The following is a 21,855-nucleotide window of genomic DNA, read 5'->3' as shown; positions in this document are numbered from 1 at the left end:
AGAAAAAGCGGTATTTCTGGGCATTAAAGGTTTTTTGATGAAGCCGGTTGTTATGAAAGATCTTTCCCAAAAGATACGTGAAGTATTGGATAATGAGGACAACCCGGTTCATATGTGATTACCCAAAATTAATGACCTGAACAAATTAATTAACCACCCGGTTGTATCGGGAGAATTTCTGGGCAAATATATTCAATACTTTGTAATGCATACTAAGGGTCTTCTTTTCTTTTGCCAAAAGCTTAACACTGAATATCAGGGTTTTATGGTCCTTTTGCTCATACGCCATTGATATGTCCAAGGGGTTCCACTGGCCCGGGATGGTTTCCATGAGAGACAGGATCACCGGGGTGTCTTTAAGATTTTCCATAATGATCTGCTCTTTTATGATTTCATCGTAAACCTGGATTTTACCGTTGGTATTGCGTTTGATATTGGTTCTTTTTGTGTCAAGCCTGTGCTGGGTGACGACAATGTCGCGGCTGTCACCGATATGAAGACCTGTTTTATCGCCCACAGGGGTGAACTTGACCCTGTCTTCTCCCAGAAAGATGGTGCTGCCCTGACTGTCCCGGGCAAAGAGCCGTGCCTTTCCTTTAAGAAGAGCTGTTTGACCAAGATTTGAATCTTTATTATTGATAAATTCATAGCTCGTGGGGATGCCCACAGCCGTTTTTAATTTTTCAGGCTCATGGGGCATTTTTAAGGCATTCCAGGTATAGACCTTTTTTATGGGAATTTTTTGTTTTTGCGAGACAAGGATTCGCTTTGTTTCAAGATTGTGGATACTTGTGTTAAAGGGGTTTCCAAAATTAAGCGATGCCGTCACCGTATCAAAATTTTCTCCTGAAAAATTTCTCAACACCAGGAAAGACTTTAAATCAATGGTTTTTTCTGCAGGGTCTGTTACAGCTCTATAGGTAACAATATAGTCTATATTTGCCAGAAGATAACTGATCATTATTTTTTCTTCAAGATCCTCACGGCTTGAGACATCCCATACCAGAGCGGCCTCGTTGGGGGGATAGCTGACACTTAATATGCTGATTTTGTCAGGATTTGAAAGGGTAGCAAGTGTAATACTTGCGGGGTCAATCATGACACTCTGCCAGGAAAAATCTATTGTATTGATACCCTTTTTAAGCGTGAGGATTCTTTTTTCCTGAACTAATGTTGTCCCATGGTCTCCCAGTCGAATGGCAACATCTTGTCTTGGCGGCAATGATACAAGACTTGTTCTTGCCTGGGAAACTATGATTGATCCCAATAGAATAAGGATGCTTAAGCACACAGGTTTGATATATTTTATTGCTGCCATCTTCTTTCTCCTCTTAAAGTCGTCAGGGTAAATTGAATACTTTTATTTGAATGGGGGGCAAGCTCGATCGTAAATTTGATCGTATTCTGATCAATTTTTTCAAATTGATCGGGATGAGTCATGTCAGTGATTTTAAAATGACTTGAATCAAGGTTTTTAACATACTCAATGGTTGATGTCATAGCGGTGAAATTTGAAAGCTGTATTTCAAAGGCTTTGACTTCGTCAAATCCGCTGACGTTTCCTTTATTGTCAAAAATAATATTTTTCTTTGTATATGCCATGATCCGGGGAACAATTTTTACATTTAAGGTGTTGCCAAGATTAAGTTCCACTTTTTTACTGACAGGAATGTATTTTGTTGTATCAGATCCGATATAATCAAGTTGTCCGGTTTCCCCGATGCTGTGAAACACTTTTATTTCCCCTCCGGGCAAAGGGGTTTGACCCAGATTGTTTTCTTTATCATTTTTAAAGGTTAAAAATCTGACCACATTTTTCCCAAACCGGTTGGTTTCGTACTTATAAATATTTTTAACTTTGATATCGTCTGCCTTAAATGATAAAAGGCGCTTGGACCAGCCATGGGCAATGCTCTCTCTTCCTTCAATGGTATAGAGAAAATATTCGGAAAGTCCTTGTTTTTTTATCTCTTTGGGCCGGGCTTCTGCCATGGCAGCCCCCATGGCCATCCTGGGCTGGGCAAAATCAAGCTCTACCATTTCTTCCTTATAAATGCTTTTCAGTTTTGATTCGCCGGCTTCAGGCCGGCCATAGGGGTATTGAAGGGAAGCAAGATGAGCAATCTTGTCCAGTATATTGATTTTTCCAACAACAAGCCTTGTTTGCGCATTATTGTAATCTTCTCCGGAAGTGTTGGTCACCGTGACATATCCTTTTAATTCACAGGTTTTCTGATCTTTAGAAAGCTGCGCAATATAGTATGATTTCCAGGATATTCCGGATGTAAAATATGTGATCTCAACCGGCACCTGGCAGGCCTGTTCCGCTTTTATTTTCCAGATTCCCACATCTTTGGTTCCGGGAGGATAAGTGATTTCAACAATATCAATTTCATCAGTCAGCTTTTTAATTTCAAGACTAAGGGATGTGGGATCAATTTTTGTATTGGCCCAGGAAAATTGCAATTGGTTTATCCCTTTGACAAAACTTAACACTCTTTTGTCCCGGACAAGGGTTAAATCCGCTTTATTATAAATGGTGGTCTGTACGGATTGACGATCCCGCAATGTGACAAGATCAATTTTTGCAACAGCATTAAAAACAGGAAGTAAAGAGATCACCATTGCAAAAAGAACGGGTTTTAATATTTTTTTTACCGGCATAGAAGTTCCTTTTGAAAAATTGATTTATTTAACTTGTTTGATTTATCTACTGGTAAAATACCATAACTATGAAAAAAGCCAAGCAGAAAATAAATGGGTTTGATTGCTGTTGCAGGGTTTGATATTGTGACAAGATCTCTTAAAAATAAGGATCAGTTTTGTTTAATATTTTTAAAAGTAATAAAATGGAAAACCTGATGGATGCTTTGGTCTCTGTTTTGGGCGACGTGCCGGACAATCCAATGATGCCTGAATGGATCGGTATCCAGTCCAGGGGGATGAAACAGTGGATCACCCTGCAGATGGCTCAAAACTTTGGTGTCTGCGCAAATATGAACTTTGCTTTTCCAAGACAGATGCTGGATCAAATTCTCACAAGCTTCAACCCGCCAGAAGATATAGATGATCTGGAGGACATGGAAGATCCGCAGGATAGTTTGAATGAAGATATTCTTTTCTGGTCCATCCTGAAGATGCTCAGCGAGAACCCATCCCCAAAAGAGCTGTCAAGCGTAAAAAATTATATTAAGGAAGATGAAACAGGAAAAAAACTTTATCAGCTCTCCATGAAAATTGCAAAAGTGTTTGACGATTACCAGGTTTATCGGCCTGAACTGCTAATAGACTGGCAAAAAGGCCGGCAAACCCATCCATCCCATCCATTCCATGAAATTTTCAAAGATCCTGTGGCACAATGGCAGGCAAAACTCTGGAATCAAATTGTATCAAAAGACCCCAAAAATCACCTGGCCTTTAAAGTGGATCTCTTCCTGGAGAGATTTTCTAAAAAAACTATCAGCATGGATAATCTTCCGTCACGGATGTCACTTTTCGGCATATCAGCTTTGCCCAAATTGTTTTTGCAGGTGTTTGAAAAAATGTCTGAAATGATGGATATAAATCTGTTTCTTCTTACACCATCCAACCAATTCTTTTTTGATATCAAATCAGCCGGACAGATAGGGCGAATAGCTTTAAAGGAAGACGCAGGGATTGATCCCGAACTATTATACTATGAAATGGCAAATCCGCTGCTGTCGTCTCTGGGAACGTCGGGAAAAGAGTTTCACTCCTGCCTTGAAGCGTTTAATTACCATGAACCCTTTGATGATCTGTTTCATGATCCAGGGCATGACTCCGATACCATGCTTTCGCATCTTCAATCCGATGTATTAAATCTTGTCCATCGAAAAGAAGGCTGCGATGATGCTCCTGTCACCATTGCGGCATCTGATACATCCATTTGTATTCATGCCTGTCATTCTCCCATGAGGGAAGCCCAGGTGTTAAAGGATCTTTTATTAAACGAATTTGAAAAAGATGCTGAACTTGCCCCCCATGACATCATTGTGATGATGCCGGATGTTGAGGCGTATGCACCAGTTATCGAATCTGTTTTTGCTTTGGAAACGCCCTTGCCGTTCTCCATCAGTGACCGCAGGAAGAGATCCGAATCAGAGCCTCTGGATGCTTTTTTAAAAATACTGGCCCTGAGAAACTCCCGGCTTGAGCAAAGTTGTGTGCTGGATCTTCTGCTGTCTGAATCCATTGCTCAAAAGTTTAAAATCACTTTTGATGAGATCTCTATGATTGAAAAGATGGCTGAGGATGCTAAAATCCTCTGGGGCCGGGATGCCGGGCATAGAGAAACCTTAGGCTTGCCGCCCTTTGAAGAAAACACCTGGCAGTTTGGATTGCAGCGGCTTTTTATGGGCATGGCCATGCCGGAAAATCAGGATTTTCTGGTGCAGGATATCCTGCCCTGCCAGTCTTTTGAAGGACTTGATCTTGAAGTGCTGGGCAAGTTTGCAGCTTTTTGTCATACCTTGTTTTCCGGTCTCAAAACCCTGGCCGGTCAAAAAACAATTGGAAAATGGTGTGAGGCGTTAAAGCAAATATCCGTCTCTTTAATGGATCGAAATTTTAAAAACGGGGAAGACTTGATTTTCCTGACCCAGGCCATTGATCAGCTTAAAGAAGATGCCCAAAAGGCAGGGTTTGACGAAACAGTCTCATTTGATATAATTTTTTGTGTCATTGAGCAAAAGCTTGATCTCAATATTTCCCAGGGAAATTTTCTGGCAGGGAATATCACATTCTGCAATATCATGCCCATGCGCAGCATTCCGTTTAAGATCGTCGTTTTGATGGGAATGGATGAAAAATCCTTTCCCAGACACTCCTTTAACCCGGGATTCAACCTGATAAAAAAATATCCAAAACCCGGTGATAAAATAGAACGGGATGAAGACAGGTATCTGTTTCTTGAAACCCTGCTGTCAGCAAGATTAAAGTTTATCTGCACCTATACCGGGTTAAGTATACAGGATAACTCAAAGATTCCCTGTGCAGGCGTCATTAGCGAGCTTATGGACACCATAGATCAAAGCTTTGTTTTGCAAAAAGGAGTCGGCTATCATTTTTTCCACCCGCTTCATCCCTTTAATGAAGAGTATTTTAATCAAACCGGTTCGTTTTTCTCTTTTTCAAAGGATAATTGCAGGATTGCAAAGGCACTTTGCCCAGATAGAACTGAAACAGACAGATTCCAAAGCCGACTATTTGTCCGGCCATCGTCCAAAAAAGAATCAAGAGAGCTGCCTTCAAGCATCACCCTTGATGAGATGATCCGTTTTTTTAAAAATCCTGTTGAAGGGTTCGTAAAGGAAGGATTGAACATAAAAATTCAGGACTTAAAAGAGCAGACCCGGGACAGGGAAGTCTTTTCCATATCCGGTCTGGATCAATACATCCTTGGCAGTTTCCTGGTTGAAAAAGAATCAGCCGCTTCCAATTCCAAGCCTTTTGGGGAAACAGATTTTTATCCGTTTTTCAAAGCCATGGGCAGCCTTCCCTTTGGAGAGAAAGGCAAGCTTGAATTTGATAAAATGATGAACACTGCCGGGCCTGTTATCGATGCAGCCAGAGCCATTGCATCTAAAAAACAATTGCCCCCTGTTGCCACACAGATAAATATAGACGGTTTGATGGTTTCAGCAAATTTTTCCGACATCAGGGAAGACGCTGTATATTTTGTGACGTATGGAAAACTCAATAGTGCAAGACTGCTTTCCGGCTGGATCAGGCATCTGTTTTTAAATATCTGTGCACCCCTTAACTATCCAAAAAAGACCATTCTTATCGGGCGGGACCCTAAAGGGAAAAATCCCGTGTTAACCTGTTCGTTTCCTGCTTTGGACTCACAGGCACTCCAATATTTTAAAGAATTGACTCAAATTTATATAAAAGGGGGAGAGCAGCCTTTTTATTTTTTTTGCGAAACATCCTGGCAATTTGTACAGGTCATATCAAAACAAAATTTTGAACCTGACCGCTTGGAACCTGACTGGTCAGCGCTTGACAGGGACACGGTTTTTAAAGCGATGAACAACTCAAAAACCAAAGCCGGCTGGTATGGCGGGTATCATCAAACAGGGGAAAAAGAAAACCGGTATGTATCCCTTTGTGTTGAGAACAACGACCCTTTTGAAAGTGTTGATGCATTGCTCTCATCCGGGTTTGTCCAAAATTCCATAACCGTATTTAAACCCTTGCTGGAAAATATGAAGCAAATATGATGAAGTCTTTGTCCTGCACTTCTGTTTTATTCTATATCGATTCATACACAATGTGATCCGGTACGGTTAATAGTTTGGAGAGATAAACAGATTGATTTAATAATATTTTGAACAAACATATTTTTTTGGTGTCAGATATAATAAGGGCAGTAATTTTTTTTATAATAATGATAAAAAGGAGGACACAAAATGAAAAGATTATGTTTAGTTATGATCATGGCAGCAATGGTAATGCTGACATTTTCTTTAACCGCCGGTGCAGCAGGTCGCATCCATGTTGGTTTTCAGGATTATTTATCTTTCCTGATACGCCATGTGGAGATATGAATAACAGGCCGCCCACAATTAATTTTTTATATACCGGTATCATGCTTTATACAAAAATTTATTTTTAACTGCTTTGTACTTATCTCTTGGTGTCGAATAGGTAATTGACATCTGGTCCAGAGCCAACACCACTTAACATAAAAAGTGTGACGGCAATGAAGCAAGGCACTTCTTTGCACATAAAAGTCTCTTTCTTCCTCTTTATTTCTGTTTTAGTTTGTTCTTTACGTTCATCTGATTTGCGATAAAGGTATAGGCAATATAATATTTAAAAATATTATTGACATATTGCACGGTTTCTCTGCCGATTCGTTTGGCGGCAACGATTTCAACATTTCTAAACCAGATATTGGGATCTAAATTCATGGTTTTGGCCTCTTTCCGCAATTTTGAAACCCTGGCCGGGCCGGCGTTATACGAAGCAAATGTCAACAATGCCCGGTTCAGTTTGTCAATGGCAGGGTCATTAAAATATCTATTCATCATAAAGCGAAGATACTTTGTCCCGGCATGAATATTGGGTTCAATTTTTTCAATGTCAGGTATATTGACATTCTTATCGCTGGCCGTTGTCGGCAAAATCTGCATCACACCAATGGCTCCGACATGGCTGCGCTTACTTTGATCGATGGTTGATTCCTGATAGGCAAGAGCAGCAAGCAGCAGCCAATCAAAGTCATACATATCAGCATATTTTTGGAAAAACTGCACGGTTTGTTCGAACCTTTTCCTGTCTTTGTCCGCAAGGTTATTTTTTACGTATTTTGTACCCTTAAGGTATCGGTTAAAGAGAATATTCCCCATCAGGGTACCCTTTTTGTGGGTCTTAACAAAGGTGTTGATCACTTTTTTAAGTTCAGGCGTATTCTTTTGGACTGCCCAAGCTATCTTAGCATTTTCCCTGAATTTAATGTCAGGATGAAGCGTGATATTATCAAAAACCTGAGCCCAGAATTTACCCTTGTGGCTGTCAATGATCATCATGGGAATCAGTCCCGCATTCAGCATTTCCAGAAGATCTTCATCCTCAAGATTCTCGTTGGCTTCAACGATCTTGATTTCAGGTTTACCGGTGGCTGACAATGTCTTGTTAACCAGCTTCAGGCTATCATAATAGCTGCTGGATTTTCGAACATGAATTTCCTGACCGCTTAAGTCTGACATATCTTTAACAGGAGAACTCTTAGGACCGGTAGCCAGAATTTCATTTATACCTGTTGCAACAGGATCACTAAAATCAACCTGTTTTATTCGCTTGTCCGTTATGGTTAAATTGCCGGCTGCAATATCCCCGAAACCTTCTGCTAAAGCCGGTATCAGCCTGTCTCTTGATGTGGGAATAACAAGAACCTGTACTTTAAGATGGCGGGTTTTTAATTGCTTATTGATTGTTTTTTCAAATTGTTTGACCATTTCATACGTCGCACCTTTTTGAGTGGCCCCATCAAGGAAATAAAATGTTTTACTATAAGGAATCAGGACCCGGATGAGACGCTTTTGAACCATTTGTTCAAAATCACCCGTCCATTTTTGATTTATCTTCAGATTGACAACCTTTTCAAAATCCTGTGCCCCAAACACATATAGAGGCAAACAGACGACTGCTGCGAAAGCCAGCACCAGGAAAAACAAATTTTTCAAAATGGTCTTTTTTTTGTTCATAAAATGTAATACTAAATTATCCTGCATTAGTATATATATTTTTTGTTGTATTAATCATAAAGTAAAACCCATCCCCCGCGCATCCTGTTAATCGTTTGACTTAAGAATTTGCCTATGATTAAAATAAGGAAAAGTTTCTAAAAATATGATGCTTTTATAAAAATCAGGGGGAAAAATGAGCTGTTCAATAAAATTATATAAATTAAATGAATTTATTCGTAAAGATGAAACAAGCGAAATTGACTTTGAATGGTTTTCTGATATATCCGAATTAAAAAGTTAGCGTTTAATCTGTTAAAAAAAAACTATTTAAACGCTTCAAATTCCTGGAGTAGGTCCTTTCTTTGCTGCGAATTCATTAAAATTGAGAACCAGCCTGCGGCCCGTTCTGTATTGATAAAATCCATAAAAAAATTATATACGGCATTTTCAGCCATGGTATTTGCCACCAAAGAATCATTTTGCGCATCTAAAAGTTCAACAATGGATACAGCCCCCTTGCTATAGGCATCCACAACAAGATCAAGATTCTTTTTAGAAGAGGATGCACTTAAGCGTGACAGGTCAATGGTAGGAAATGAAACACCGGTTTCATGCAGTGTCAGCCTGATATTTTCAGCAATCTTATTTTCAATCTGGTTTCTAATAAATTTTAACTGGTTTTTAGTTTCAAGAGATTTGATTTTCTGGGCTTCAATCTGCTCGTCAATGGCCATCAGTTCAGGCGAGTAATCCAGTCCCTTTTTTATGACGGGGTACCGTGAAGGTGTGTCTTTCCTTCATGTTCTGCGCGTTCTTCATGGTGATTAATAAAACGGCTGCAAGTTAACCGCACATGTTAAAATTTTGTACTATGCTTTAAAATTAATCCTGAATCCGGTTTGCAGCTTTTTTATATACTTTCATATTATCTCGCTTGCCAATTGCAATAATTTGAATCAGGATCTTTTTTTCAATAATTTTATAAACAATCCTGATTTTTTTACGGTCAGCATACATTTTTCTATATCCGGATAAATCAAGGCCCTGTTTGTTACCAAGTTTTTTTCCATTACCCGGTGTCATTGATAATTTTTTTATCTGTTTCAGAACAAGAAGTTTCCGGCGATTGTCCAGCTCGGAAACCTCGCGGGCAGCATCGGGATGAAAAATAATTTTAAATTTCATCTAAGTCAATGCCCTGTTCAGCCAATAATCGGTCTAAATCAATATATTCATTCAAAGGTGTGCCTTTCCTTTGTTCAACAGCTTTATAGATTTGAATATGTTCGAATAACTCCAGGAGTTCATAGATTCTTTCGTATTCTTCCACAGATAGAATGATCGCTTCCAGTTTGTTTTTTCTCATAACGGCAATTTTGTCTTTTTCATGTTTTGTAATGCTGTCAAGTATAGAACTGAAATTTCGAACTATTTCTGTTGAACTCATTAATTCTGTTTTTTTATAGGTAATCATTTTTTAATTCCATTTATTTATGTATTTAACTACATATTACTGCATGTATTCGACTCCGTCAAGGAGCAACAACATTAATATAACCATTGAATTAGATGATTGTTTGGTTCATTCGTTAATTCAAGTGATCCTAATGATATTCTGCAGGACACACGTAAATATCAAAATCATATGGTGATGATTGTGCCATGGTATAATCAATAATAATGGTAAGATTTTCAATATATCGCACTTGAAAATTAAATATGGTTGTATAGTATATTTTATTTTTTTTGCGAAACATCCTGGCAATTTGTATATGATGAAGCCTTTGTCTTGCACCACTATTTTTATATATGTGGATAGGGGAGGGTTATTCTGATCCGGTGAAAAAAGTTAACCGCGGACTATCAGCCCTACGGGCAATTTGACATGCCAAAATTCGTGGAAAATATCTCCAGACTGATGCCGGTTCCACCCGCAACAAAGGAGGCCAAATCATTTCCATCTATATCGCCATCTTTATCAAAGTCTCCTGCACATGGTTCTATCGCAAAAGATCCGGTGCGCTGATAACTGCCGCGGCCGGTTCCCCAGAGGATGCGTGCGTCGGCGGTGTTGGGAAGGTCATAGGCCACCAGACCACTATGGGCCGTGTTAAGCACCAGCTCCAGATCCGGATCACCGTCAATATCTGCCAAGGTAGGAGCCGGCAAAGCCCCGTTCCAGTCCGGGCTGCCAAAAGCAGGGGGAAGCGCCACTTCGTGAAGCGGGTTGCCTTGGTAATCCAGGATATGCACCTTGCCGGTCTTGGATGACCCTTTCTGGACCCATGAGGCAAAGATAACCTCTGGGTAGCCGTTATTATCAAGATCAGCCACGACGGGTTCAGAGGCAAAACGGTAGATCCCCTCGGCAGGGTTGTAAACGGAATAAGGCCAGTTGTGATGTTCGGTCTTGTCCAGCCAGAAACAGTGAACCTTTCCATCATTTGAGGCAAATAGAATCTCCTTAAACCCATTCCTGTCCAAATCTACGACCACCGGATTCGGCATGCAGCTTTCAATAATACTGTAGCTTTCACAGATCGGTGCCCCCACATCGATGGGAACGGTCTCCCAATCAAAACCGTTCGCTACAAACCGGCTCCGGTCCGGATTAAAGATATAAGGACCGTGATAGAGATTCGTATAAGGGCTGGTTCCACAGTTGTGGATATTACCAACGACAACTACTTCAGGGATTGTGTCGCCATTTACGTCACTGATAGCAGCAGGACAATGGCAGAAATTTGGCCGGTGTTCTGTTCCACAATATCCCCATCCTCTGAGTTCAGCTTCCAGGTCAACCCAGACGCCCACTTCGCCCCATTTTTTATCACCATATTGGCTATTCGACTGAATACGTGTCCCATCATCATTAAAGGCACAGATATAATGCACATCTGACGGGGCAACGATTTCACCTTTCCCGTCACCGTCAATATCAGCAATCGCCAGGTTGTCATTGTATATCCCGTAGGCACAACAACCGCTCGATAACTGGGGCCAGCCCGGTCTCAAGTCTGCGTTGTGTTCATAAACATAAATATTGTCGTAATTGCCCCCCCTGGCACTGCCCACAACGATTTCCATATCCCCGTCGCCATCCAGGTCGGAGACCGACAGACTTCTCATTTCATGGGTCACGGGTTGTCGAGACCATACGGTACCGCCTTCATGATCAAAGACGTGGACATAGCCGTCGCCATGAGCGGTGACAATTTCCAGGTCGCCGTTTTCATCCAGGTCGGCCACAACGACGCCGGGCCACACCCTGCTGCCGTCCGGGTTTACGCTCCACTTCAGAGATCCGTCAACACCATTGATGACAAAAATGGAGTACGCAGCCCCGATAACTTCTATATTCCCGTCACCGTCCAAATCTGCTACGGCAGGAGAGGAATACCAACCGGTCTCACACCAGGAAGAATAGCACCCTCCGTGTTGCCATTTCAGGATTGGAGCCGATATGTCCGCACCGCTCTCAGACCCGCCGAGAAAAATTATAAGGACTACAATGCATACCTTGAATAACGCCGAATTTTTCATGATTCCCCTTTTGGATTATTTGTCCCATATTTAAATGAAAGTTCCCAACCAACCCGCAGCCTGACCAATATGTGGGGCGATACCCTGTGCTTTCTTGATTTCAATAGATTCCCTTTCTATCATATACGTATCTATGGTATGTTAAGTACGTACCTTTTGTAAAGAGGATAACTATGAAAACAATTACAGTAACTGAATTACGGGGAAACATATACAATCTGCTTGATGAAGTATTGAATACAGGCATCCCGCTTGAAATCCGGACGATCTTGTAAATATCAGTTGGGAAAAGCATGAAACCCTTAGACCCATTTCATATAGACCTTGAAAAAACCACTCTGATTGAAGCCAGTGCAGGGACCGGGAAAACATATACCATCACTACCCTGTACTGCAGGCTGGTGGCCAAAGGATACCCTGTGGAATCCATCCTGGTGGTCACATTTACGGAAGCCGCAGCAGCAGAACTCAAACTGAGAATCAGAACAAGACTTTTTAATACGCTTGCCGGACTTTCTGAACAATCGTATGAAGGTGAAGATGATCTGGTCGAATTCCTGGGCCGCCATAAAAACCTGTCAATGATCTGTCAGAGACTGCAGCTTGCATTAACCTGCTTTGACCAGTCGTCCATCATGACGATTCATTCTTTTTGTCTCAAGGTTTTAAAAGAGAATGCATTTGAAAGTCGTTCCCTTTTTGATATCGAGCTTGTGCCGGACAGATCCTTATTTTTAAGACAGGTGAGTTTTGATTTTTTCATGGGCCACGTTAATCATCTGGATAAATTATTTTTATCTTATTTGAATCAGCAGCAGATAACACCCCAAAGCTTTGCCGCATCCTTTGGCCAGGTTGTTTCAAAACCAAATCTTATTCTCAACCCCCCTGTTGCAAGCTTTGAGAATATTTTTGATGACTACAGACAAATCCTTAAAAAAATTCATGATATTCTTTTGACAAGGGCAGGGCAGATCATTGAGTTGATCCAGAATCACAAAGGACTTGATAAAAGAAGCTATTCAAAAAAAAATATTCCTGCCTGGCTTGAGGCTTCACGCCTGAAGCTGGATCAACAAGGTGAGAATACTTTTTTTAAAATGACGGAAAAGGGTGATGCCCTTTATAAATTTACTCAAACAAGGCTGGTACTTAAAACAAAATCAGGGCAGACGCCGCCTGACCATGAATTTTTTGATTTATGTGAGCAGGTGTTCTCTTTTTATGAAGTGTTTGAAAATAATCTGATCAGCCTGAAGATTGAATTTTTAACTTTTTTCAACACAGAGCTTGATAAAATGAAGAAAGCTCAAGGTATTTGTTTTTTTGATGATCTTGTCAATGACCTTGCAGCAGCTCTTGAAAAAGAAGACGCGCTCGACCTTCAAAAAGCCATCAGGAAAACCTATAAAGCCTGCCTGATTGATGAGTTCCAGGATACAGACCCCAGGCAGTATGATATTTTCTCAAAGATTTTTTCTTCACAAGGCACGCCTTTTTTTATGATTGGGGATCCAAAACAGGCCATTTATGCGTTCAGGGGGGGAGATATTTTCGCGTATTTAAAAGCATCTAAAGAGAGTGATCAACGATTTACCCTTGAAAAAAATTACCGGTCTGCACCTTTGCTTGTTAAAGGAATTAACGAGGTTTTTTCAGGCAGTGAGAATCCTTTTTTGTATGAACCCATTGAATTTTTTAAGGTTACAACACCTGCAACATCAAAGGATTCCCTGGTTGAGAAGGATGCATTTGTTCCGCCATTGCAGTTTTGTTTTTTTCAAAGAGAGGAACAGGTGCTTGACAGGCAGGGATTTATCAAAAAAGAGACGGCAGCCGGGATTATCCCGAAACTTGTGGCAAGTGATATCCTGTCATTGTTGCAATCCGCTAAGACAGTGATAAACAGCGATTTCTCAGATCCTCAAAAGATCAGTCCAGAGGATATTGCCGTGCTTGTCCGGACGAACCTGCAGGCAGAACAGATACAAAGCGCGCTATCTAATCATAATATTCCATCTTATCTGTCTAAATCAGGATCTGTTTTTGACTCCAGGCAGGCCATTGATCTGCATGATATTTTATGGGCTGTGATGAACCCTGATCATAAAGGAAGTATTAAAGCTGCTCTCTGCACATCCGTATTCAAATTTTCATCGGATAAAATTCTTGCGCTTGATAAGGAAGAAGAACTCTTCTTTGCGTGGCAGGACCGGTTCCGGGAATATAAGGAAATCTGGGAGGGCAGGGGGTTTGTCTCCATGATCATGGCTTTGTTTCATTCTGATGAAGCTTTTTTAAAGACAAACTTGAGACTTGACGAAAGGAGGCTGACCAATTTTTATCATTTGGTTGAATTGATTTCACAGGCCTGTCTCAAGCAGCAGTTGTCGCCGTATTATTTATTGAAATGGTATGCCCGGCAATTGTTCAAAGACCTTCGGGATGACTTCTCCGATGAGCTCAGGCTTGAGAGTGATAAAAAGGCTGTGGCCATTGTCACCATTCATAAAAGCAAAGGCCTTGAATATCCTATTGTTTATCTGCCATATCTCTGGGAAGGAACGCGAAGGCCGTCTTACGAAAACATCCTCTTTCATGACCCTGAAAAGGATCATCGGCTGACCCTTGATCTGGGATCCAAAGACCTTACAGATTCTCAACTTTATTTTGAAAAGGAAGAGAAGGCAGAGCAGAGAAGATTATTATATGTGGCATTAACACGGGCATCCGCCATGTGCAGAATCATATGGGGCGGGTTTAAATCAGTTGAAACATCGGCCCTTGGCTCCCTGCTGCATCTAAACGGCTGCAAAGATGATCCATCCATGATCAATGATCTTAAGCAGCTTCAATCCCTTGCAGATCAAAGTATTCTGGTCCAGCCTTATGCCCATGAATTACCAAAACACTTTATGGACAGGGCCGATTCACAACCATCTGTTTTGTCTGCCAAAAAAATTATTCGTGAGATCAAGGCTTCCTGGAAAATGTCAAGTTTTTCAGCCATTACGTATTCCTCACACGTGGAAGCTTTTCCGGTCCGGGAGAAGTCAGATGAAGATGGGGCAGGGCCTCTTATAACGCTTGCGCAGTTCCCTAAAGGCGCAAGATCGGGTGATTTATTTCATTTGATTTTTGAAACACTGGATTTTACGAGTCAATCAAAAGATATCCAAGAACTGGTTCAATCAAAGTTTGACATGTTTGGTTTCCTGAACCCCGACATGATTCAAATGGGTGAAACAGCAATAAGGCAGGTGCTTGAAACCAGACTTACTTCTGAAACATCCGGATTTTGCCTCAAAGACATCCAGTCCAACCAGCGGTTTAACGAAATGGAATTTGCTTTTCCGATTCAATCCTTTCAGATATCATCTGTACAAAAGGTTTTTGAACAATCCAATCCAAAATTTAAAACATCCGGGTATGGTAAAAAACTTTCCCAACTGACGGCACAATCCTTTAAAGGGTTTTTAAAAGGTTTTATTGATCTTGTGATACATCATGAAGGCAAATGGTATATTATTGATTATAAATCCAATTATTTAGGCGATACCTATGATCAGTATTCACAGGATGCCATGTTTGAGGCCATGTCAGACCACCACTATTTTCTGCAATATTATCTCTATCTTGTGGCGTTGCACCGATATCTCACATTAAGGTTAAAAAAATATGATTATGACACCCATTTTGGTGGTGTTTTTTATCTGTTTATCAGGGGAATGCATCCTGATTTCGGTTCCCGATATGGGGTGTTTTTTGATCGTCCTGCAAAAAATGATATCAGCTTTCTGTCGGATAATTTCTATAACGAATAATTTGAATGATACCCGAAGTAGATTTTAGAAATTTCAAATATCCTGGCAGGTGCAATGATTTGAGGTATATCATCTACTGCGTAATTATATTTTTATAAAATAGCGAAGACTTTTAGCCTTTGATTCGTATATATGGGTAAGGAAAATATAAAAAACTGCATATTAAAAACAAGGAGGTGATGCTATGGAAATAAGTTCTAATTATCAAATTGAGCCGATGAAACCGGTAAAGCCGGCTGAACCAATTGCGCCATCCGGTGGCAATATTGAAAATCGTCAAGCCCCAGCTGAACCGGAAAAACCAAGTCAACCAGTATCGGAAAGTTCCAGCTTAAGCAAATTTATCAGTATTTATGTTTAAATTTTTTCCCCTAAAAGAAAAGGGATTTTTTGCAGAAAACGATGATGAACTGATGAAGCATATTCAAAAAGGGGATCATAATGCCTTTAGTAACCTGGTTCATCGTCATTCTTCAAAATGTTATTCTATTGCGTACAGGTTCACTGGAAATGTATGTGATGCAGAAGATGTTGTTCAATATGCTTTTTTTAAAATATGGCAAAAGCCTGATCTTTGGCAAAAAAAACATAATACTAAAGTAAGTAGCTGGATATACAAAATAATAACAAATAGATGTATTGATATTTCCAGAAAGAGGACGCCCAGCGGTAATTTAGATTTAGACCGGATATCAAGTGCTGGAATCTCATGTGAAGAACAACTTGCGATTAATGAGAAACACAGGATGCTTGAAAATGCCATTGCAAATTTACCAATAAATCAACGCACAGCGCTTAATTTATGCTTTTATGAAGATATTAGTAACAAAGACGCCTCAGAAATAATGAATTTAAGCACTAAAGCCGTCCAGTCCCAGATTATGAGGGCAAAAAAAAACCTTAAAGAAATGTTGAGAAATTACCATGATTCAAAAAAATAACAATTTAAATATAGGTAATGATTTTGATGACCTGTTAAAAAACAGAAAATTTGAAAAAAACAGGAATGGTTTGGTTAAAAAAATACTTATCCATACTAAAAAAATAAAAAAACCAAATAGAAGTAGCAGTGATGTGACTCACTGGCTGTGGGCAAATGTCGGTTATGCTTTAATAGCAACATTTGTAACAGGGATAATGCTTGGGTATTATGTCTCACCATTTTTTCAACAAAATGATGTTAATTTTCAAACAAGCTATGTCCAAAATTTTTTATACCCTTATGGACTAACATTATGAGTACTAAAATTAGAATATGTATTATTTCGTCGCTGATGGTCAATTTGTTACTACTAGGTATAGTTGGTGGGCATCTCCTGAGATTTGCCGGAAAAGAAAAAGTATTGCCCCCACGCATTAGCTATATGTTAAACAACTTGTCCCCTGAGAAATCCAGTATGATGGATCGAATGCTAATTGAGTTAAATGAACAAAATAAAACTATATTATCTGACATAAAACAACACAGACAGGATATTTATAATATCCTCACAAGCAACAATTTTGATATAAATTCTTATCGAAGATCCTCAACAAAAATGAATAAGTCTCAAAGTCAATTGTTGGGAAATATAGGTGAAAAAATAGAATCTGTTGCAAGTAGATTGACACAAGATGAAAGGATTATTTTGGCTGAGTTATTAAAGGAGCCTCCTGCCATCCAAAATTTGCAACATTCGGATATGTAAAAAAAACTAATTCATTTTTAGTGCGCAAAAAATTCTTGCAAACAATTCACTGTCTTGACTTGGGCATTTTGAGAAATTGTACCAAGTTTTTGAATTAATCTGGATTTATCAACTGCTCGCAATTGGTCTAATAGAATCAAACCTTTTTTGCCTTGAAAAGTACATTGGATTCGAGTTGGAGAGTTGAATCCAATCGAACTAACCAAATATCAAATCTATGAATATTCTGTTTTACCATTCCCAATCCTCATTATCGGTAAGCTCAGCATCTAACCATTCCTGATCAACCGGATCAACTCCTTTTGTTTTTAAAATTTTATCAAATTCCTTTTTCCACCCTTGTCTTGGTTTTTGCAAAAAGCCGGTTACCTTATTCGTGTATCACCAGATAACTTCTATCTCGTATTTTTTTAGCTGTGGATCAGCACTGAGTAGAGCCATTTGTTCGGTTTTTGCCTGGGCAACAATCATTCTGTCAAAGGGGTCACGATGATAAAAAGGCAGTTCGGTTAGACTATTACAATGCTTTTGAGTGATGGGCAGAAATTTGATGAAATTGCCTCGCATTTCCCGATCAATAATTACAGACCACCGATCAGCCAACACAAGTTTGCCTATACTGATTTTTATTGCGATCTCCCAATACCCCGCTATACTGAAGTAGAGATTATTTGTCGGATCAAGAAAGACAGAGCCGGCTTGCCTGCTTAATCGTGAATCCCCACTGATTGACCACAAGATAACCTGGGTGTCGAGTAGAATATCCATTAGATATAATCCTTGAAATCATCAAGCTGTTTGTTGAAATCATCATCCATCCGGACGATCAACCCCTTGGCACTTCCAATTTTGCGTTGCAGTTTGACTTCGGGAAGAACGGTAAGTCGAATCAACGGTTTTTTGTTCTTAGCGATAATCACCTCTTCCCCGGCCAGTGCTTCCTGGATCAACCTGGACAGGTTGGTTTTCGCTTCATGGATAGTCACCTGATGCATTACACCCCCTTTGAAAAATAATTTCGTTGAAACTATGACTAATTTACTTAGCTAAGGGATGTTTGTCAAGAAATTTGGAGTATCTGGTCAAAAAAAGTGGGGTCAAATCTTTTACTCTGCCATTTCTCCAAGATTTTTCCAGCTCAACACCTTTGCTGCTGATCTTCTATAATTTTTTAATCCACCATATATTAAAATTAAGTTTTCTTTTGAAAGCGCGCTCAGGTTTCCATAATACTTTAATCCTTTAAAAAAATCGGAATTGATTGTTTCTCCGGATTTTATTTCAATCGCTTTGATATTTTCCCCTTCTTCAAGCAGCAAATCAATCTCATGCCCGGTGCTATCTCTCCAAAAAAAAGCATTAGGAACTAAACCGGCATGATACCGCATTTTGATATACTCCGTAACGATATATGATTCGAAAATGTTGCCGCGAAGATAATGAGAATTCAGTTGAACAGGGTTCTGAATGTTGAGCAGAGAACATAATAAGCCTGTGTCAAAAAAGTAAAGCTTGGTCTGTTTTACTAAGCGCTTGCTAAAGTTTTTATAATGAGGTTCTAGAAGATAAACAATAAAGCTTGCTTCAAGAATTGATATCCACGAAGAAACCGTCTTATAATTTATACCAAGCTCGTTTCCAATACTCGAAAAATTGATCAATTGCCCTGTCCTTCCAGCACATAATTTGATAAATCTTTGAAAAGTACTGAGATTGCCAATATTTTTTATACTTCTGACATCACGCTCAATGTAAGTCTGGATATAGGAAGGATAGTAATCCTGCGGTTCTATATCCCTGTCATAGAGGACAGGGTAGGACCCGGTAAAAAGAGTTTTATCCAGGCTTTCTTGAGTACGCCCTGCTTGTTCAAGTTCGGAGAGTCCAAATGGCATTAAATGGAACACGGCAACTCTACCTGCAAGAGATTGAGTTATTTTTTCCAATAAAAGAAAATTCTGGGAACCCGTCAAAATGAATTTTCCCATCTGTTTAGACTCATCAACAATACCTTGAAGATAAGAAAAGAGTTCGGGAAGCTTTTGGGCCTCATCAATAATTACGCCTGTTGATGAGTATGCCTTTAAAAAACGTAACGGATCTTCCTGAACCGCATATAGATCATTTAGGTTTTCCAGATTGATATATTCATAGTTGGGAAATAGCCAACGTACAAGTGTTGTCTTCCCGGATTGTCTGGGGCCGGTTAAGGTAATTATCGGGAAACCCTTTGTTATTGATATTATTTTTTTACTTAAGGTTCTGTTTATCACTTTATATCAGTCTCTTTTCAAGCTTTAAATAATATCGTAAACATATCTTTACAATTTAGGAATGTCAATTCTAAATTGTAAAGATATGGCTTTTTGTCTGGCCTGCTGTGTTCACATAGTTATTTGTATTTCTGGAGGTGCGGTTATCTGATGAATGAAATAGTCTCAAGCCCTGGCACTTTTTCAAATTCTTTAGTATTTTCAGTTAACACAGCACAATTATGAATTATTGCTGTCGCTGCGATAATCAAATCATGGGCTCCAATCATTTTTCCCTGCTTAGCGAGAGTTGCAAATAAACCGGCATGTACTCTGGCTTCTTTAGTCTCAAAATTCAATACAGGTATTTTAGCCAATACTGATTCGACAAAAGCAGAACGGCGGGCTCTTTGTCTGTCGGTTTTGGCATAATGAACCCCAACTAATAACTCTGACGTTGTTATGGCACTTATATACACGTCTCCATATTTTTCCCATTTTGAAAAATCGATGGGATTGCCTGATCGTTCAGAATGGATAAATACATTTGTATCCAGCATTAATCCCATTGATTTTGTTCCATAGGAATTTGTTTTCTGATATTTGCCAAGTCTTTTGCAAAGGCGTTTGAATCTTCACCAAGTGAAGGAAGTTCATGAAAAAATTTATTCAAATCTTTAACTTTTAATGGTGATTGTGGAGAAACCGGAGATATCCGGGCGATAACCCTGTTTCCTCGCTCTAATTCGACAATGCTTCCTTGATAAAAAACTCGGTTCATCCAGCTTGTGTTACGCTTATACGTTCCATTTTAATCCCCCTTTCTTTGACAAATCATACAATATGATTATCATACTATTTGTTTGGTGCCTTGTAAAGGAGTTTTTGCAATGCGGGTCAACCCCTATTTTCTGGAGACTTTTGCCTTGTAATAATTATTTTAAGAAAACATCAGGTTTGCTATCACCATATCGCCGGGCATGAGTACAGGGGGGCATGTAGGAAAACACCTTCGCCCTTCATTTAAAACATACAATGTAACCCCTTGATTTTTATTATAATATTTTTCTGCCGTTGTGTTGACTTTAAGGCGTTGAATACAATGAAGGGTTTTTCATACGATTAGTTTGTTTTTGTATCTGGTTTTAAAAAATAGCCGGATCTGGTTTTTTCTTTATTATCACGTGGTTGTGATTGGCAGGTATCAATTAAGATACTTTTACAGGATAAAAGTGTAGGAAAAACCCTGCGAAATAAAATGATTATACATCATCTCCTTGTTGCTTCAAATATGTTCTTATCAATATCTTACATGATTTCAAATTGTTATAAACCGAAATTCCAATATGGTATGATTATTGCCTGTTCTATGTAAAGTTCAATTGAAACAAAGGTTTGATTGAAAAGGAGGTTTGAGGTGAAAAAAATATTATTTATTTCCATTATATTCGGGTTGAGCATTTGTTTTTCTGCAATGGTTCATGCCCTGTCCGGTGATATATCCGGTGTATGGACAGCTGGAACCACTGTCACCATAGACGGCGATGTAGAGATACCTGCAGGAGAGACTCTGGTCATTGAACCGGGAGTGCAGGTCGAATTTACCGGAAGGTTCACTTTTAATGTTCTGGGCCGGCTTGAGGCTGTGGGGACTGTTGAGCAATTGATTGTTTTTTCCCGGGCATTTGAGACTGAGGCATCAAAATGGAGAGGGCTTCGGTTTGACAATGCGGATGATACATCTGTTCTGGAATACTGCAAAATAGAGTATGTCCATAAAGACGGCGATTATCCCGGTGTCCGCGGCGGAGCCATCTGGATAAGTGATTGTTCTCCATCTATCCGTTACAATATCCTTACCAATAATTATTCCAGGAATGGCAATTATAATGGTACCGGCGGCGGTGTCTGCCTGGACAAAAACAGTAATTCAATCATTGAGTACAACACAATTGCTTTTAACAAGGCAGATTCCGGGGGTGGTATCTGTATTGGATCTGATTGCAATGCAGTGATTCGCAACAACCGGATTTCAAATAATGAATCTTTTTATTCAGGTGGAGGTATTTATCTGTCAGCCTGGGGACATGCAACCATATATAATAATATGATTAAAGATAATACAGTGTATGGCTGGGCAGGCGGGGGCGGCATAACCCTGTGGAACGGAAACTGCGGGGTTGATGCCTGTACACATGTATTTAACAATATTATTGTTAATAATGCAGCATCAACCTATGGCGGTGGGATTTACAGCCGGTATAATGATTCAAAAATCTATAATAATACCATTGTAAATAATTTTGCAGCGAGCGGGGGTGGTTTACATGTCCTT

General features: G+C 39.6%; 22 protein-coding genes. 8 read left to right on the top strand and 14 right to left on the bottom strand.

Annotation, left to right across the window (positions count from 1 at the left end; translation table 11 throughout):
• Positions 1–145 precede the first annotated feature (145 nt).
• Positions 146–1,318 (bottom strand): hypothetical protein, encoded by a 1,173-nt coding sequence (locus K8S13_RS22650; protein WP_291465998.1) that lies wholly within the window; start codon positions 1,316–1,318, stop codon positions 146–148.
• Positions 1,306–2,664, bottom strand: a complete 1,359-nt coding sequence (locus K8S13_RS22645) for a DUF4139 domain-containing protein (RefSeq protein WP_291465997.1) — start codon at positions 2,662–2,664, stop codon at positions 1,306–1,308. The genes K8S13_RS22650 and K8S13_RS22645 overlap by 13 nt, the downstream gene beginning before the upstream one ends.
• 158 nt (positions 2,665–2,822) lie before the next feature.
• Here K8S13_RS22645 and recC point away from each other — a divergent pair, with 158 nt between their 5' ends.
• Together recC and K8S13_RS22635 are read left to right on the top strand one after the other, a co-directional pair.
• Positions 2,823–6,242 carry an exodeoxyribonuclease V subunit gamma gene (gene recC / locus K8S13_RS22640; RefSeq protein WP_291465996.1) on the top strand — a complete coding sequence of 1,140 codons (3,420 nt, stop codon included), beginning with the start codon at positions 2,823–2,825 and terminating at the stop codon, positions 6,240–6,242.
• A 189-nt stretch (positions 6,243–6,431) separates the two neighbouring features.
• Positions 6,432–6,569 carry a hypothetical protein gene (locus K8S13_RS22635; RefSeq protein WP_291465995.1) on the top strand — a complete coding sequence of 46 codons (138 nt, stop codon included), beginning with the start codon at positions 6,432–6,434 and terminating at the stop codon, positions 6,567–6,569.
• A 201-nt stretch (positions 6,570–6,770) separates the two neighbouring features.
• Here the strand turns inward: K8S13_RS22635 and K8S13_RS22630 are convergent, their stop codons facing one another.
• The 5 genes from K8S13_RS22630 to K8S13_RS22610 all read right to left on the bottom strand — a co-directional run bounded on the left by K8S13_RS22630 (position 6,771) and on the right by K8S13_RS22610 (position 11,756).
• Positions 6,771–8,231, bottom strand: coding sequence for a lytic transglycosylase F (locus tag K8S13_RS22630; protein ID WP_291465994.1), 1,461 nt, complete (start codon positions 8,229–8,231; stop codon positions 6,771–6,773).
• A gap of 305 nt (positions 8,232–8,536) precedes the next feature.
• Positions 8,537–8,947, bottom strand: a complete 411-nt coding sequence (locus tag K8S13_RS22625) for a TolC family protein (RefSeq protein WP_291465993.1) — start codon at positions 8,945–8,947, stop codon at positions 8,537–8,539.
• Positions 8,948–9,095: 148 nt separating this feature from the next.
• Positions 9,096–9,398, bottom strand: a complete 303-nt coding sequence (locus K8S13_RS22620; RefSeq protein ID WP_291465992.1) for a hypothetical protein — start codon at positions 9,396–9,398, stop codon at positions 9,096–9,098.
• Positions 9,388–9,660, bottom strand: coding sequence for a hypothetical protein (locus K8S13_RS22615; protein ID WP_291465991.1), 273 nt, complete (start codon positions 9,658–9,660; stop codon positions 9,388–9,390). Before K8S13_RS22615 ends, K8S13_RS22620 begins: the two co-directional genes overlap by 11 nt.
• A gap of 422 nt (positions 9,661–10,082) precedes the next feature.
• On the bottom strand, positions 10,083–11,756 hold the full coding sequence (locus K8S13_RS22610) for a VCBS repeat-containing protein (protein WP_291465990.1): 1,674 nt from the start codon (positions 11,754–11,756) through the stop codon (positions 10,083–10,085).
• 293 nt (positions 11,757–12,049) lie between these two features.
• Between K8S13_RS22610 and recB the strand changes: the two genes are divergently transcribed.
• The 5 genes from recB to K8S13_RS22585 all read left to right on the top strand — a co-directional run bounded on the left by recB (position 12,050) and on the right by K8S13_RS22585 (position 17,268).
• A complete protein-coding gene (gene recB / locus K8S13_RS22605) occupies positions 12,050–15,580 on the top strand; it encodes an exodeoxyribonuclease V subunit beta (protein WP_291465989.1) in 3,531 nt (1,176 codons plus the stop codon).
• A 184-nt stretch (positions 15,581–15,764) separates the two neighbouring features.
• Positions 15,765–15,941, top strand: coding sequence for a hypothetical protein (locus tag K8S13_RS22600; protein WP_291465988.1), 177 nt, complete (start codon positions 15,765–15,767; stop codon positions 15,939–15,941).
• Positions 15,934–16,521, top strand: a complete 588-nt coding sequence (locus tag K8S13_RS22595; RefSeq protein WP_291465987.1) for a sigma-70 family RNA polymerase sigma factor — start codon at positions 15,934–15,936, stop codon at positions 16,519–16,521. Before K8S13_RS22600 ends, K8S13_RS22595 begins: the two co-directional genes overlap by 8 nt.
• On the top strand, positions 16,505–16,819 hold the full coding sequence (locus K8S13_RS22590; protein WP_291465986.1) for a hypothetical protein: 315 nt from the start codon (positions 16,505–16,507) through the stop codon (positions 16,817–16,819). Before K8S13_RS22595 ends, K8S13_RS22590 begins: the two co-directional genes overlap by 17 nt.
• Positions 16,816–17,268, top strand: a complete 453-nt coding sequence (locus K8S13_RS22585; protein ID WP_291465985.1) for a periplasmic heavy metal sensor — start codon at positions 16,816–16,818, stop codon at positions 17,266–17,268. The genes K8S13_RS22590 and K8S13_RS22585 overlap by 4 nt, the downstream gene beginning before the upstream one ends.
• A gap of 17 nt (positions 17,269–17,285) precedes the next feature.
• On the opposite strand, the gene K8S13_RS25835 is transcribed toward K8S13_RS22585, so the two are convergent.
• From K8S13_RS25835 to K8S13_RS22555, 7 genes are all read right to left on the bottom strand, one after another.
• Positions 17,286–17,390 carry a hypothetical protein gene (locus K8S13_RS25835; RefSeq protein ID WP_367172831.1) on the bottom strand — a complete coding sequence of 35 codons (105 nt, stop codon included), beginning with the start codon at positions 17,388–17,390 and terminating at the stop codon, positions 17,286–17,288.
• Positions 17,391–17,499: 109 nt separating this feature from the next.
• The gene (locus tag K8S13_RS22580; protein ID WP_291465984.1) at positions 17,500–17,625 is read right to left on the bottom strand and encodes a hypothetical protein; all 126 of its coding nucleotides are present in this window, start codon (positions 17,623–17,625) and stop codon (positions 17,500–17,502) included.
• Between the two features lie 24 nt (positions 17,626–17,649).
• Positions 17,650–18,036: a type II toxin-antitoxin system VapC family toxin gene (locus K8S13_RS22575; RefSeq protein ID WP_291465983.1), complete on the bottom strand. Its 387-nt coding sequence runs from the start codon at positions 18,034–18,036 to the stop codon at positions 17,650–17,652.
• Positions 18,036–18,263, bottom strand: a complete 228-nt coding sequence (locus K8S13_RS22570; RefSeq protein WP_291465982.1) for a type II toxin-antitoxin system Phd/YefM family antitoxin — start codon at positions 18,261–18,263, stop codon at positions 18,036–18,038. Before K8S13_RS22570 ends, K8S13_RS22575 begins: the two co-directional genes overlap by 1 nt.
• 111 nt (positions 18,264–18,374) lie before the next feature.
• Positions 18,375–19,541, bottom strand: coding sequence for an ATP-binding protein (locus K8S13_RS22565; protein WP_291465981.1), 1,167 nt, complete (start codon positions 19,539–19,541; stop codon positions 18,375–18,377).
• Positions 19,542–19,684: 143 nt separating this feature from the next.
• Positions 19,685–20,089 (bottom strand): type II toxin-antitoxin system VapC family toxin, encoded by a 405-nt coding sequence (locus K8S13_RS22560; RefSeq protein ID WP_291465980.1) that lies wholly within the window; start codon positions 20,087–20,089, stop codon positions 19,685–19,687.
• Complete coding sequence (locus K8S13_RS22555; RefSeq protein ID WP_291465979.1) at positions 20,080–20,301, bottom strand: hypothetical protein; 222 nt, start codon at positions 20,299–20,301, stop codon at positions 20,080–20,082. The genes K8S13_RS22560 and K8S13_RS22555 overlap by 10 nt, the downstream gene beginning before the upstream one ends.
• Positions 20,302–20,937: 636 nt before the next feature.
• Between K8S13_RS22555 and K8S13_RS22550 the strand changes: the two genes are divergently transcribed.
• Positions 20,938–21,855: right-handed parallel beta-helix repeat-containing protein (locus tag K8S13_RS22550; protein WP_291465978.1), on the top strand; the 918-nt coding region annotated here is incomplete at its 3' end.

It is taken from the genome of Desulfobacula sp. (genome assembly GCF_021107415.1).
Note: the sequence above shows the minus strand (reverse complement) of the source record. Positions and strands in the feature narration are given on the sequence as shown.

Excerpts from the sequence above, each read along its gene's own strand:
- K8S13_RS22650 (WP_291465998.1), bottom strand. The coding sequence starts at position 1,318 with ATGGCAGCAATAAAATATATCAAACCTGTGTGCTTAAGCATCCTTATT.
- K8S13_RS22645 (WP_291465997.1), bottom strand. The coding sequence starts at position 2,664 with ATGCCGGTAAAAAAAATATTAAAACCCGTTCTTTTTGCAATGGTGATC.
- K8S13_RS22635 (WP_291465995.1), top strand. The coding sequence starts at position 6,432 with ATGAAAAGATTATGTTTAGTTATGATCATGGCAGCAATGGTAATGCTG.
- K8S13_RS22630 (WP_291465994.1), bottom strand. The coding sequence starts at position 8,231 with ATGAACAAAAAAAAGACCATTTTGAAAAATTTGTTTTTCCTGGTGCTG.
- K8S13_RS22625 (WP_291465993.1), bottom strand. The coding sequence starts at position 8,947 with ATGGCCATTGACGAGCAGATTGAAGCCCAGAAAATCAAATCTCTTGAA.
- K8S13_RS22620 (WP_291465992.1), bottom strand. The coding sequence starts at position 9,398 with ATGAAATTTAAAATTATTTTTCATCCCGATGCTGCCCGCGAGGTTTCC.
- K8S13_RS22615 (WP_291465991.1), bottom strand. The coding sequence starts at position 9,660 with ATGAGTTCAACAGAAATAGTTCGAAATTTCAGTTCTATACTTGACAGC.
- K8S13_RS22610 (WP_291465990.1), bottom strand. The coding sequence starts at position 11,756 with ATGAAAAATTCGGCGTTATTCAAGGTATGCATTGTAGTCCTTATAATT.
- recB (WP_291465989.1), top strand. The coding sequence starts at position 12,050 with ATGAAACCCTTAGACCCATTTCATATAGACCTTGAAAAAACCACTCTG.
- K8S13_RS22600 (WP_291465988.1), top strand. The coding sequence starts at position 15,765 with ATGGAAATAAGTTCTAATTATCAAATTGAGCCGATGAAACCGGTAAAG.
- K8S13_RS22595 (WP_291465987.1), top strand. The coding sequence starts at position 15,934 with ATGTTTAAATTTTTTCCCCTAAAAGAAAAGGGATTTTTTGCAGAAAAC.
- K8S13_RS22590 (WP_291465986.1), top strand. The coding sequence starts at position 16,505 with ATGATTCAAAAAAATAACAATTTAAATATAGGTAATGATTTTGATGAC.
- K8S13_RS22585 (WP_291465985.1), top strand. The coding sequence starts at position 16,816 with ATGAGTACTAAAATTAGAATATGTATTATTTCGTCGCTGATGGTCAAT.
- K8S13_RS22575 (WP_291465983.1), bottom strand. The coding sequence starts at position 18,036 with ATGGATATTCTACTCGACACCCAGGTTATCTTGTGGTCAATCAGTGGG.
- K8S13_RS22570 (WP_291465982.1), bottom strand. The coding sequence starts at position 18,263 with ATGCATCAGGTGACTATCCATGAAGCGAAAACCAACCTGTCCAGGTTG.
- K8S13_RS22560 (WP_291465980.1), bottom strand. The coding sequence starts at position 20,089 with ATGGGATTAATGCTGGATACAAATGTATTTATCCATTCTGAACGATCA.
- K8S13_RS22555 (WP_291465979.1), bottom strand. The coding sequence starts at position 20,301 with ATGAACCGAGTTTTTTATCAAGGAAGCATTGTCGAATTAGAGCGAGGA.